The 13,025-nt window shown below is 75.2% G+C and carries 9 protein-coding genes; 5 read left to right on the top strand and 4 right to left on the bottom strand.

The genetic code is table 11. The annotated features are described in order from the left end of the window. Window position 1: 1 nt before the first annotated feature. Genes R3E88_02500 through R3E88_02510 form a run of 3 tightly spaced genes read right to left on the bottom strand, consistent with a single transcriptional unit; the run spans window position 2 to window position 4,455 of the window. Window positions 2-1,039: an NAD(P)H-dependent glycerol-3-phosphate dehydrogenase gene (locus R3E88_02500; protein MEZ4215321.1), complete on the bottom strand. Its 1,038-nt coding sequence runs from the start codon at window positions 1,037-1,039 to the stop codon at window positions 2-4. Window positions 1,040-1,051: 12 nt separating this feature from the next. Then, window positions 1,052-2,524: an NAD(P)/FAD-dependent oxidoreductase gene (locus R3E88_02505; GenBank protein ID MEZ4215322.1), complete on the bottom strand. Its 1,473-nt coding sequence runs from the start codon at window positions 2,522-2,524 to the stop codon at window positions 1,052-1,054. Then, the gene (locus tag R3E88_02510) at window positions 2,521-4,455 is read right to left on the bottom strand and encodes a DUF3604 domain-containing protein (GenBank protein MEZ4215323.1); all 1,935 of its coding nucleotides are present in this window, start codon (window positions 4,453-4,455) and stop codon (window positions 2,521-2,523) included. Before R3E88_02510 ends, R3E88_02505 begins: the two co-directional genes overlap by 4 nt. 80 nt (window positions 4,456-4,535) lie before the next feature. On the opposite strand from R3E88_02510, the gene R3E88_02515 reads away from it, so the two are divergent. Together R3E88_02515 and R3E88_02520 are read left to right on the top strand one after the other, a co-directional pair. Next, complete coding sequence (locus R3E88_02515) at window positions 4,536-5,159, top strand: peroxiredoxin (GenBank protein MEZ4215324.1); 624 nt, start codon at window positions 4,536-4,538, stop codon at window positions 5,157-5,159. A gap of 1 nt (window position 5,160) precedes the next feature. Further along, entirely contained in the window at window positions 5,161-7,320 is a 2,160-nt protein-coding gene (locus R3E88_02520; protein ID MEZ4215325.1) for a molybdopterin-dependent oxidoreductase, read from the top strand. Between the two features lie 22 nt (window positions 7,321-7,342). On the opposite strand, the gene R3E88_02525 is transcribed toward R3E88_02520, so the two are convergent. Continuing rightward, a complete protein-coding gene (locus tag R3E88_02525; GenBank protein MEZ4215326.1) occupies window positions 7,343-9,010 on the bottom strand; it encodes a hypothetical protein in 1,668 nt (555 codons plus the stop codon). Window positions 9,011-9,056: 46 nt separating this feature from the next. Here R3E88_02525 and R3E88_02530 point away from each other — a divergent pair, with 46 nt between their 5' ends. From R3E88_02530 to R3E88_02540, 3 genes are read left to right on the top strand one after another with little or no spacing between them, the layout of a single operon-like run. Continuing rightward, window positions 9,057-9,917 carry an SAM-dependent methyltransferase gene (locus R3E88_02530; GenBank protein ID MEZ4215327.1) on the top strand — a complete coding sequence of 287 codons (861 nt, stop codon included), beginning with the start codon at window positions 9,057-9,059 and terminating at the stop codon, window positions 9,915-9,917. After that, entirely contained in the window at window positions 9,914-10,570 is a 657-nt protein-coding gene (locus R3E88_02535) for a sulfotransferase (protein MEZ4215328.1), read from the top strand. Before R3E88_02530 ends, R3E88_02535 begins: the two co-directional genes overlap by 4 nt. 32 nt (window positions 10,571-10,602) lie before the next feature. After that, window positions 10,603-12,870: a molybdopterin-dependent oxidoreductase gene (locus R3E88_02540; protein ID MEZ4215329.1), complete on the top strand. Its 2,268-nt coding sequence runs from the start codon at window positions 10,603-10,605 to the stop codon at window positions 12,868-12,870. The last annotated feature ends 155 nt before the right edge of the window (window positions 12,871-13,025 follow it).

A 13,025-nucleotide genomic window follows, 5' to 3' on the forward strand; every position in this document is an offset into this window, starting at 1 on the left:
GTCAGCCGCTCTCGCTCTCGTGGCCGGCGCGGCGACGCACGAGGCCGCGGTAGGCCTCCATCGGCGTGCGGCCCTCGTAGAGGACGCCGTGGATCTCGGCGGCGATCGGCATCTCGATGCCGTGCTTCGCCGCGAGCTCGAGCACGACCTTCGCGGTGCTGACGCCCTCGGCGACCATGTTCATCTCGGCGGTGATCTCGTCGATCGTGCGTCCGCGCCCGAGCTGCTCGCCGACGTGCCGGTTGCGGCTCTGCTTGCTCATGCACGTCGCGAGCAGGTCGCCGAGGCCCGCGAGCCCGGCGAACGTCGCGGGCTCGCCGCCCATCGCGACGCCGAGCCGCGTGATCTCCGCGAGCCCGCGCGTCACGACCATGGCGCGCGTGTTGTCGCCCACCGAGAGCGACTCGGCCATGCCGGTCGCGATCGCGACGACGTTCTTGAGCGCGCCGCCGATCTCGCAGCCGACGACGTCGTGGTTCGTGTACACGCGGAAGAGGCCGCTCGCGAAGACGGGCTGGAGCGCCTCGGCGACGACGAGGTCGCTCATGCCGATCACGCTCGCCGCGGCCTGCCCGTCCATGATCTCGCGCGCGAGGTTCGGGCCGGTGAGCACGCCGACCGGGTGGCCCGGCATCACCTGCTCGGCGACCTGGCTCATGCGCAGCATCGTGCCGGGCTCGAGGCCCTTCGAGAGGCTCACGATCGGCACCCACGGCCGCGCGTGCCGCGCCACCTCCTCGAGCGTCGCGCGGAAGCCCTTCACGGGAACGCCCATCACGAGGACGTCCGCGTCGCGCACGGCCTCCTCGAGGTCGGCCGTCGCGCGCAGCTCCCTCGGAAGCGGGAAGTCGGGCAGGTAGCGCTCGTTGCGGTGCCGCTCGGCGATCGAGCGCGCGACGTCGGCGCTGCGCGCCCAGAGCACGGTCGGCGCGTTCACGCTCGTGAGCCGCGCGACGGTCGTGCCCCACGAGCCCGCGCCGAGCACGGCGACGCGCATGTCGAGCGGGCGCTGCGGTCGCGATCGGGGAGCGGGCGTCATCCGGCGTCTCCTCTACGCGACGGCGCCCTGCGCGGCGCGGCGTTCGTACTCGGCGAGCCGCGGCCGCCGCATCGTCCACAGGTAGCGGAGCGTCGAGCCCGGCCAGAGCGTGTAGACCCGGCCGCGCTCGTCCATGTACCAGCTCCGGCAGCCGCTCTTCCAGATGGTCGTCGCGAGGCGCTCCTGGATGTCGCGGTTGAAGGCGGCGGTCGCGTCGGGGCGGGGCTCGATGCGCGCGATGCTGCCGTCGGGGCGCATGGCGGCCCGGATCAGCTGCAGCACGTAGCGCGCCTGCGCCTCGATGATCAGGATGATCGAGTTGTGGCCGAGGCCGCTGTTCGGGCCGAGCAGCATGAAGAAGTTCGGGTAGCCCGCGACCGCGACGGTGCGGTGCGCCTCGATGCCCTCGGCCCACGTCTCGTCGAGCCGGCGTCCGTCGCGGCCCGTGACGACGAGCGGCGCGAGCAGGCTGAACGGCTCGAAGCCCGTCGCCCAGACGATCGTGTCGACCTCGTGGAGCGCGCCGTCGGCGGTGACGATGCCGCGCTCCTCGACGCGCTCGATCGCGCTCGTCTCGATCGCGACGTCGTCGCGCTGGACGGCGTCGAACCAGTCGTCCGAGACCAGGATGCGCTTGCAGCCCGGACGGTAGTCGGGCGTGCTCGTCGCGCGGAGCTCCGGGTCGGCGACCTGCTTCGCGATGTGCGCGCGGCACATGCGCTCGAGCGGCGCGGAGAGGAAGCCCTCCTGCTCGAACGCGAACACGCGCCACTCCATGTTCAGGTAGATCCACAGCCGGTGCAGACGCTGCGCGAGCGGCACGAGGCGGAACAGGCGCTTGCACCACGCGGGGTAGGCGCGGTCGCGCCGCGGCAGGATCCAGTTCGGCGTGCGCTGGAAGACGGTGACGTGCGATGCGCGCCCGGCGATCTCGGGCACGATCTGGATCGCGCTCGCCGCGCTGCCGACGACGGCGACGCGCTCGCCCGCGACGTCGTGCGCGGTGTCCCAGCGCGCCGAGTGGAACGACGCGCCGCGGAATCGCTCGAGGCCCGGGATCGCCGGCGTGCTCGGGCGGTGCAGCGCGCCGAGCCCGCTCACGACGAAGTCCGCGCGCTCCTCGCTCCCGTCGGCGAAGGCGATGCGCCACTCGTCGCCCGTCCAGTCGACGCGCACGACCTCGGCGCCGAAGCGCAGGTGCGGCGCGAGACCGAAGTCGCGCGCGACGCGCTCGCAGTACGCCTGGATCTCCTCCCCCGGCGCGTAGAGCCGGCTCCAGTCCGGGTTCGGCGCGAAGGAGAAGGAGTAGAGATGCGAGGGCACGTCGCAGCAGATGCCCGGGTACACGTTGTCGCGCCACGTGCCGCCGACCCGGTCGGCCTTCTCGTAGATCGCGAACGACGCGATGCCGGCCTCGCGCAGGCGGATGCCCATGCACAGGCCCGAGAATCCGGCCCCGAGGATCGCGACGCGCGGCGTCGTCACGACGCGGGTCCGTACCAGATGGGCGACGACCACGCGCGCTCGCGCGTCGTGAGCGCGGCGCCGGCGCCCGCGCACGACGCGGGCTTCGCGCCGTCCGGCGCGAGCGCGCACGCGAAGCCCGCGGTCGAGCAGCTCGGGCTCTCGACGACGCGCGCGTAGTAGACGGCGCGGCGCGCCGCGTCGAACTCCGGGTCGCGCCACACCGCGCACAGCGCGTCTGCGCCGTGGCCCGACGGCGTGCACGTCGCCGCGTCGACGCCCGCGCGCGCATCGACGCCGCCCGCGACGTCGAAGACGCGCTGGTGGATGCGTCCCTCGTCGTCGGCCCAGCCCTTGATGATCTGCAGGCGCTCGAGCTTCGTGCCCGGGTGCGCGGCCGTTCCCGGGTCGCGCATGCCGGCGACGACGAAGGCGGGGCCGCGCGCGCGCTGCGCGTCGGTCGGCGCCGCGAGCCGTCCGCCCATCGGCACCGCGTCCGCGTAGCTCTTCGCGACCATCGCGGCGTCGTCGCAGCGCTCGGCCGGGACGTCCCAGCCGCCGAAGAAGCGCACGCGCATGCGCGGCCCGCTCGTGCCGAACGTCTCGCGGCGGCGCAGCGCGTCGAAGATCGCCTCGCGCGAGTTCTCCTCGGCCCACACGCCGGCGAGGCCGCCGAGGTTGTAGCCGGGCGCGGTCGTCGCGCGGCCGATCGCGAGATCCTGCCGCCACTCCTCGACCGCGCCGGGCGTCGCGTCGTGGCCGTCGGTCGCCGCGATCACGCCGAACGCGTACGGGTTGACGCCGATCCGCGCCTCCTCGCGCAGCCCCTCGACGAGCGCATAACGAGCGTAGTCGAGCCGCGAGACGCAGCCTTCGCCCGCGAGCGCGCCCTTGCCGGTTCCGTCCTCGCAGTCCGGCGTATCCTCCGGGCGGATCTTGTGGAACCCGCACAGCTCGTCGGCGCCGCCCACGACGTTCCACATGCCGTTGCGGCACTCGGAGTCGCCCTTCATCTGCATGATCTCGACGACGGGCTCCATCGACGCGCGCAGCGCGGCGACCTCGCGCTCCTCGGCGACCGACGCGGCATCGCCGTAGTCGACCGTGAACATGTGGCCGTTCGAGAGGTTCGGGTTGTGCGGGATGGCGAGCGCGTCGCAGCCCGTGCCGGCGTCGTTGCACTGCGCGCGCAGCTTGCGCCACATCGCGATCACGTCCGGCTCGTCCGAGTAGCTGATCGGGAGCGCGGGCACGGTGTCGCCGCGGAAGATCACGTTGCGGTGGATCTTCGTGGCCTCGGGCGTCGCGGTGTACTCGTAGGCGACGAAGGTCGTGAACGCGCAGGCGTCCGTCGGGTCGTCCCAGCGCTTCGCGGCCTCCTGCATCTCGCGCCAGACGTCGGACGCGGCGCTGCGGCAGAGCGCTCCGCCCGGGCCGCAGAAGGCCGGCGTGCCGAGGCCGTCGCCCATGCGCTCGCGCAGCTGCGCGACCACCGAGCGGATGCTCGCCGTGTTCGCGGTCGCGAGCGGAGCGCGGAAGGCCCGGCAGTCGGGCGAGTCGTAGCCCGCGGTTCCCGGCGTCGAGCACAGGCGCGTCGCGCCGAAGCCCGACGCGTGGTCGGTGACGGCGGCGAAGTCGAGCGGGCGCTCGAGCGCGACGGCGCGCGCGCCGCCGCCCGCTCCGAGCGGAGGCAGCGTCACGGCTTCGCCGCGCGCGAAGCGGTAGGCGTCGTCGGGGCGCAGCCGCGTCCCGAACATGTAGGCGTCCATCGAGGCGGCCGTGTGGACGTGGAGCTCGCCGAACAGGGCCTGTCGCTCGGCGGTGTAGGAGCGGCACGTCGGCTCGGCGGCGCGCGCGGCACCGGGCGCGGCGAGCACGGGACCCGCGAGCGCGACGAGGGACGGGAGCAGGGCGGGAACGAGCGCGGCGGTGGCGCGCGCGGCGATCGGCATCGGCGACCTCGGCGGGGCGTGGGCCCCGGGCCCGCGCACTCTACACACGCGCGGGCGCGCGCGGGATAGACTGCCGCGACATGACACGACGCATCGCCGCGCGCTCGTCGCTCCGTGTGTCCATCGCGCTCGTCGCGATCGCCGGGCTCGCGCCGCACGTGCTCGCACCGCGGCCCGCGCGCGCCGACGCGCAGACCGGCGCTCCGCCCGTCGGCGCCCCGGCGCCCGACTTCGCGCTCGTCGGCAGCGACGGCCGCACCTACTCGCTCGCCGACTTCGCGGGACGGCGCGGCGTCGTGCTCGCCTGGTTCCCGAAGGCGTTCACGCCCGGCTGCACGAGGGAGCTCGAGGCACTGCGCGACGGCGCCGCACTGCTCGCGCCGTTCGAGGCCGACGTGTTCATGGTGAGCCTCGACGCGCCCGAGCAGAACCGCGCCTTCGCGGCCTCGCTCGGCGCCGACGTCGTGCTGCTCTCCGATGCGACGGGCCTCACCGCGAGCGCCTACGGCGTCGCGGGCCCGGGCAGCGCCCACGCGAAGCGCTGGACGTTCTACATCGATCGCGACGGCGTGCTGCGCGCCGTCGACACGAACGTCGACGTCGCGGACGCGGCCGGCGGCATCGCGCGGCGGCTCGCCGAGCTCGGCTTCCCGCGGCGCGACGAAGGCGCGAAGGGAACGCCCGACGGCGGCGGAGGCGAGTGACGTGGCCGAGACGAAGTACACGTTCTGTCGGGTCTGCGAGGCGACGTGCGGCCTGCGCGCCGAGGTGGAGAACGGGCGCGTCACGAAGCTCGCGCCCGACCCCGACCACGTCGTGAGCCAGGGCTATGCGTGCGTGAAGGGCACGCGCTGGACGTCCGTGCAGTACAGCCCCGATCGCCTCCTGCACCCCGTGAAGCGCGTCGGGAGCGCCTTCGAGCGCGCGTCGTGGAACGAGGCCATCGCGGACATCGCGGCGCGCATCGCCGCGGTCGTCGACGCGCACGGCCCGCAGGCGGTCGGCCACTTCGTCGGCTCGGCCGGCGGCGCGAACGTGCTCGCGCCGATCTTCCGCGGCGCGCTCTTCAAGGCGATCGGCTCGAAGCGCATGTACGGCACCGGCACCTGCGACACGATGAACAAGTTCCGCGTGAACCAGGACATGTACGGCTCGCCGATGCGCCTCGCGCACCCCGACGTCGATCGCAGCGAGTTCCTGATGATCCTCGGCGCGAATCCGGCCGTCTCGGGCAACACGCTCTATCACCTGCCGCGCGCGAAGGAGCGCTTCGCCGAGGTGGTGAAGCGCGGCGGGCGCGTCGTCTTCGTGAACCCGCGCCGCGTCGAGACGGCGGCGGCGGGCGAGCACCTCTTCATCCGCCCCGACACGGATCTCTTCTTCCTCGCCGCCTTCTGCAACGAGCTCGTGCGCGGCGGGCACGTCGACCGCGAGCGCGTCGAGCGCCACATGGCGAACTTCGACGTGCTCGAGCGCGCCGTCGCGCCGTGGACGCCGGAGCGGCAGGCCGAGGTGACGGGCGTTCCGGCCGCCGCGCTGCGCGACCTCGTCGCGAGCCACGCCCGCGCGAACGGCGCCGCGCTCTACATGGCGACGGGCGTGAACCAGGGCCGCAGCGGAACGCCCTGCTTCTGGCTGCTCGAGGCGATCAACGCGATCTCGGGCAACCTCGACCGGCTCGGCGGCACGCTGATGGGGCACGGCCTCTTCGACATGGCGAAGCAGGTCGCCGAAGACCCGCAGATGATGGTGTCGTACGACCGCCGCGACGACTTCCCGACCGTGAGCGGCCAGCAGCCGTCGGGCATGCTCGCCGACGACATCGAGAACGGCGACGTGCGCGCGCTGATCGTCGAGGCGAGCAACCCCATCCTCGCGTGCTCGAGCCCGGGCGGCCGTCTCGAGCGCGCGCTCGAGCGCCTCGACCTGCTCGTCTCGATCGACCTCTTCCGCAACGAGGTCGGCAACCTCGCGCACTGGGTGCTGCCCGCGACGACGTGGCTCGAGCGCGGCGAGGTGCCGTATGCGCTGCAGAGCTTCGCCGGCTGCACGCCGACGCCGTACATCATCTGGGCCGATCGCGTCGTCGAGCCGCCGCCCGACGTGCGCCACGAGTGGTGGATCTACACGCGCCTCGCGATGGCGCTCGGCGTCGCGCTGTTCGACGACGCGCTCGCGAACGCGGCCGCGAAGCTCGCCGCGCGCACGGCCTACGGGCCGCTCGGCCGCGTGCTCCCGGGGCCCGAGATGCTCTTCGACGGCATGTTCAAGCAGGCCGGCCTCCCGAGCCGTCGGAAGATGACGCGCGAGCATCCGCACGGGATGCTCCTCGCCGCGCCGCGCGGCGGCGACTTCCTCGGCACCGACCGCGTGCTCACGAAGGACGGCCGGGTCGACCTCGCTCCCGGCGAGATCGTCGCCGCCTTCGGCGCGACCGCCGAGGCGCTCCACGCCGAGGAGGTCGCGAACGCGCAGCGCTTCAAGCTCGTCGGCAAGCGCGAGATGCGCCGCATGAACACGGCGTCGTCGAACTCGCCGCGGCTCGTGACGGAGGCGACGAACTACGCCTACGTGAGCCCGCAGGACGCCGAGCGGCTCGGGCTCGCGAGCGGCGACCGGGCCGTCGTCTCGAACGAGCACGGCGCGATCGAGATCCCGGTGCGCGTGACGGACGAGATGATGCCGCTCACGATCGCGATCCCGCAGTGCTGGGGCCACGCGAAGGCGGACGGCCTGCGCCACGCGCAGCAGCACCCGGGCGTGAACGTGAACGTGCTCGCGGGCGACGGCCCCGCGCACATCGAGCGGCTCTCGAGCATGTCGCACCTCTCGGGCATCCTGGTCGACGTGCGCCGCGCGTCGTAGTCGCGCGCGCCGGGGCCCGAGGCTAGTCGGCCTCGCGCGCGGGCTCGCCGGGTGCGATCCAGTGCTCGCCGCGCGCGCGCCGCTCGGCCGCGCACTGTGCGGCCGACGGCAGCGCGACGCGCCGGCCGCGCTCGGCGAGCAGGCGGTCGGCGGCGGGGTCGGGCGTCAGGTAGAGCAGCAGCATCGCGGTCCGGCGCCCTTCGCCGAGGTCGAACGCCACCTGGTGGAGCGCGGCGCCGTCGAGCTCGGCGCCGAAGAACTGCCGGTAGTGGCACGGGTCGCCGAAGCTGTTCGCGAACGTGACGCCGCGCGCGCGCAGCGTCGCGAGCGAGGCGTACTTGTCGTGCGCGGGCCCGATGTCGGCGACGCGCCCCTCGCGCGCGATCGCGCGGTCGGTGAGGCCGTGCAGGTCGACGAGATGGAAGCGCGTGTAGTAGCCCGCGGCGCCGAGCGCGGGCAGTGTCCAACGCCACCGCTCGCTTCCCGCATAGCGCTCGACGGTGCGCCGCACCGCCTCCCAGTGCGTGCGGAACGGCTCGGCGGGCGCGCGCGGGTCGGCCGGCGCGAGCCGCCCTTCGCCGATCGGCGAGCCGTCGTTGCGCAGGCCGTGCGTCACCGAGCCCGCGACGAGCGCGACGGCGAGCGCGGCGAGCGCGACGTTCGCCGCGCGGCCGAGCGCGGCGGCCGCGACGACGAGCGCCGTCGTGAGCAGCGGGAGGACGGGGACGGCGAAGCGGTACTCCATGTAGTCGCCGCCCGCGTGCACGACGTAGGCGGCCCAGGCGAGCACCGTCGCGACGAGCAGCGCCTGCCGCGGCGTGCGCGCCGCGCGCGGCACCCACGCGACGAGCACGAGCGCGGGCGCGACGCCGTAGTCGAGCGCGAAGCCGCCGAGATAGCGGAGCCCGCGCGCCGCGCGCGTCGCGAGCGCGAGCCCGGCCTCGCGCGCATACCACGTGTTCGGCAGCAGCTCGCCGTAGAACGCGAGCGTCCAGGCGAGCCACGCGCCGACGAGCGCGGCGGCGGGCGCGAGGAGGCGCGCCGCGGCGAGCCCGCGCGCGTCCGCGCCGCGCAGCCGCCACGCGAGCCATGCCGCGAGCACGGCCCCGGGGACGGCCGAGTCGAGGCGCGTGAGCAGCGCGCCCGCGCCGCACAGCGAGACGGCGACGAGCCGCCAGGCCGCGGGCGCGCGCGCGTCGAGCCCGGCGGCGAGCGCGAAGGCCCCCGTCACGAGCGCGCACTGCAGCATCGTCTCGAGGCCGCTCGTCGCGAAGCACAGGAACGTGTAGCTCGACGCGACGAGCGCGGTCGCGAGCAGCGCGTGCGCGGGCCGCTCGGCGCAGCGGCGCGCGAGCGCGAACGTCGCGAGCAGCGTCGCGGCGCAGAGCGCGACGCCGAGCGCGAGCATCGGCAGAACGGGATCGCGCCCGAGCGCGATCGGCAGCGTCGCGATCGCCGTCCACAGGAAGTTCGTGTAGCCCTCGACGGGCGGCGACTCGCCGGGGTTGAACACGAGCCCGTGGCCGAGCACCGCGTTGTGCGCGTAGCGGAAGCTGATGAAGGCGTCGTCGAGGACCCAGCGGAGCCGCCATCCCGCGGCGCACGCGGCGGCGACGACGAGCGCGAGCCCGGCGCGGACGGCGAGCGGCGCGCGGCCGGGCCGCGACGCGTCCGACGGGCGGGGCACCATGCGGGAATCCTGCCGCGCCGAGGGCCGCGGGGGTAGACTCGCCGCGATGTTCGTCCGCTTGCTCTGCACGGCGATCTGCGCGGCGTCGGTGGCGGATGCGGTCGCGTCCGCCGCTCCGGCCGGCACGCCAACCGTGGTCGCCGCCGACGCGCCCCACATCGCATCCGCGGTCGCGAACGCCGCGCGCGCGCCCGAGTCGCGCGAGCGCGACGCGGAGCGCCGGCCGGCCGAGATCCTCGCGCTCGCGGGCATCCGGCCCGGCATGCGCGTCGCCGACCTCGCGAGCGGGCGCGGCTACTGGGCCGAGATCCTCGCCGGCGCGGTCGGCGAGAGCGGGTCGGTCGTGCTGCACAACCCGCCCTACGTGCTCGAGCGCTTCGGCGACATGGGCGTTCCCGCGCTGCTCGCGAAGCCGCACATGGCGAACGCGCGCGCGCTCGTCGCGCCGCTCGACGGGCTCCCGCTCGAGCGCGGCGCCTACGACGCCGTCTTCCTCGGGCTCTTCTACCACGACCTCTACTGGCAGGGGACGGACCGCGCCGCGATGAACGCGGCGATCCGCGACGCGCTCGCGCCCGGCGGCGTCTTCGTCGTGATCGACCACCGCGCCGAGGCCGGCAGCGGTGCGCGCGACGCGAAGACGCTCCACCGCATCGACGAGTCCGAGGTGCGGCGCGACGTCGAGCGCGCCGGCTTCGCGCTCGCGGCGCAGAGCGACGTGCTCGCCCGCAGCGGCGACGACCGCGCGAAGAGCGTCTTCGACGACGCCGTGCGCGGCCACACCGACCGCTTCGTGTTCGTCTTCCGCCGGAGCGCGGATGCGGATGCGGCCGGCGGCTCGGACGCGGCCGGCGGCTCGGACGCGGGCGAAGCCGAGCCGGCGAGCGCCGCGGACGCGCGCGAATGACGCTGCGCGTGGTCGGCGCCGGGCTCGGCCGCACGGGGACGATGTCGCTCAAGGCCGCGCTCGAGCGGCTCCTCGGCGCGCCCTGCTACCACATGCTCGAGGTTTTCCAGCACGCCGACCACGTCGCGCTCTGGGAGGCCGCGGCGCGCGCGCCGGTCGCCGCGCCCGCGCGCTCGCCCCTCGGCGACCGCGCCGCCTGGCGCGCGCTCCTCGACGGCTACGCGGCGGCCGTCGACTGGCCGGCCTGCGCGTTCTGGCCCGAGCTCGCGCACGCCTTCCCCGACGCGCTCGTGCTGCTCTCGACGCGCGACCCGCAGGCGTGGTGGCGCAGCGCGAGCGCGACGATCTTCCCGTCGATCGCGGGCGGCACGCCCGAGTGGCGCTCGATGATCGAGGCGGTGTTCGCGCGCCACTTCACGACGGCGATCGACGACGAGGGCGCGTGCATCGAGGCCTACGAGCGGCACGTGGCGCGCGTGCGCGCGGCCGTTCCGCGCGAGCGGCTGCTCGAGTGGCAGCCGGGCGACGGCTGGGAGCCGCTCGCGCGCGCGCTCGGCGTCGCCGTTCCCGACGAGCCGTTCCCGCACACGAACACGACCGAGGACTTCCGGGCGCGGCTCGCGGCGACGCGCGCGCCCGAGCCCGGACGCTAGGCGCGCGGCCGACGCCGACCCGAGGAGGACGCATGGCGACGCACGCGTCGATCTGCCGCTTCTGCCACGCGAACTGCGGCATCCTCGTCGAGGTCGACGACGCGACCGGCCGGCCGCTGCGCGTCACCGGCGACCGCGACAACCCCGCCTATCACGGCTTCACGTGCGCGAAGGGGCGAAGGCTCCCCGAGCAGCACGCGCACCGCGAGCGGCTGCTCTCCTCGCTGCGCCGCGGCGACGACGGCACCTTCGCGCCGGTCGCGAGCGAGCGCGCGATGGACGAGATCGCGGCGCGCATCCGCGCGATCGTCGACGAGCACGGCCCGCGCGCGGTGGCGCTGTACGTCGGCACCTACTCGGGGACGCATCCGGCGGCGATCCCGTTCTCGGTCGGCTTCCTCGTCGCCCTCGGCTCGCGCATGGTGTTCACCGCGAGCACGATCGACCAGCCGGGCAAGAGCATCGCGAACGCGCTGCACGGCCGCTGGCTCGGCGGCTCCAACGTGCTCGCGCACTCCGACGTCTGGATGCTCGTCGGCAACAACCCGCTGATCTCGATGTCGGGCGGCATCCCGGCGGCGAACCCCGGCCGGCGCCTGCGCGAGGCGAAGGCGCGCGGCACGAAGCTCGTCGTCGTCGACCCGCGCCGCACGGAGGTCGCGCGCTTCGCCGACGTCTACCTGCAGCCGCGCCCGGGCGAGGACGCGACGCTGCTCGCCGCGATGCTGCACGTCGTGCTGCGCGACGACCTCGCCGATCGCGCCTTCGTGCGCGACCACGTCGCGGGCATGGCCGAGCTCGCGCGCGCGGTCGAGCCGTTCACGCCCGCCTACGCCGCGGCGCGCGCGGGCGTGGACGCGGGCGACATCGAGCGCGCCGCGCACGTCTTCGCACGCGCGCGGCGCGGCTGCGGCGTCGCCGGCACGGGCCCGAACATGGCGCCGCGCGGCAACCTGACCGAGTACCTGCTGCTCGCGCTCAACACGGTCTGCGGTCGCTGGAACCGCGCCGGCGACCCGGTGCCGAACCCGGGCGCGCTGCTGACGCCGGCCGAGGCCAGGGCGCAGGCCGAGCCGCCGCGGCGCGCCTGGGGCTTCGGCGAGCGGCTGCGCGTGCGCGGCTTCACGAGCACGGCCGCCGGCCTGCCCACCTCGGCGCTCGCGGACGAGATCCTCACGCCCGGCGAGGGGCGCGTGCGCGCGCTCATCTGTGTGGGAAGCAACCCGGTCGCGGCCTGGCCCGACCAGCGCGCGACGGTGCGCGCGATGCGCGCGCTCGACCTGCTCGTCACGATCGACCCGCGCCTCTCGGCGACCTCGCAGCTCGCGCACTACGTCGTGGCACCGCGGCTGTCCCTCGAGGTGCCCGGCGCCTCGGTGTCGATGGAGGCGATCGAGCAGACCTACGTCGCCATGGGCTACTCGGAGCCCTACGCGCAGTACACGCCGGTCGTCGCCCGCCCGCCCGAGGGCGCCGACGTCATCGAAGAATGGGAGCTCTTCTACGGGCTCGCGCAGCGGCTCGGGCTCGCCCTCCAGCTCTACCCGACGCGGCCCGAGGCCGGCGTCCTGCGCGCGCCGCGCGAGGCGGTGAAGGTCGACATGGCGCGGAAGCCCTCCACCGACGAGGTGCTCGACGCCCTGCTCGCGGGCTCGCGCGTCCCGCTCGACGAGGTGCGCCGCCACCCGCACGGCGCGCTCTTCCCGGCGGCCGAGGGCGAGCGCGCGGGGCGGGTCGCGCCGGCCGACCCGGGCGCGGACGCGCGCCTCGACGTCGGCAACGCCGCGATGCTGGCCGAGCTCGCCGAGGTGCGCGCCGAGCCGCTCGGGGCCGACGGCGTGCCGGTGCGCGACGCCGCGCGCCCGTTCCGCCTCGTCTCGCGCCGGCTTCCGAACGTCTACAACTCCTCGGGTCGCGACATCGAGGCCCTCGCGCGCGGGCGGCGCAGCAATCCGGCCTTCCTGCACCCCGACGATCTCGCGGCGCTCGGGCTCGCGGCGGGCGACGTCGTGCGGATCGCGTCCGACCGCGCGGCCATCCTCGGGCGCGTCGAGCCCGCGCCCGAGCTGCGGCGCGGCGTCGTCTCGATGGCGCACGGCTTCGGCGACCTCCCCGCGAGCGACGGGGACGACGCGGGCGAGGAGGCCGACCTCGCGGCCGCCTGTGCGCGGCTCGACGCGTCGGGCAGCAGCACGGGCCGGCTCGTCGCGAGCGACCGCGACTTCGACCCGTACACGGGGATTCCGCGGATGAGCGCGATCCCGGTTTCGATCGAGCGCGTCGCTCCCGCGGTGCGCTGACGCGCGCGACGCCGCTCGTACGCGGGCCGCGCCGCGTCCGCTCGTCGCGTCGCGTCGCCGCTCGGACGGCGTCCCCGCGCGGGCGGGCAAATCGCGCGCGGGCGGCTGCTAGCGCGCGGGTTGGCCGATAGACTCCCGCCGCCCTCCACCCCGCA

Source organism: Myxococcota bacterium, assembly GCA_041389495.1.
GTDB lineage: Bacteria > Myxococcota_A > UBA9160 > UBA9160 > UBA4427 > JAWKRT01.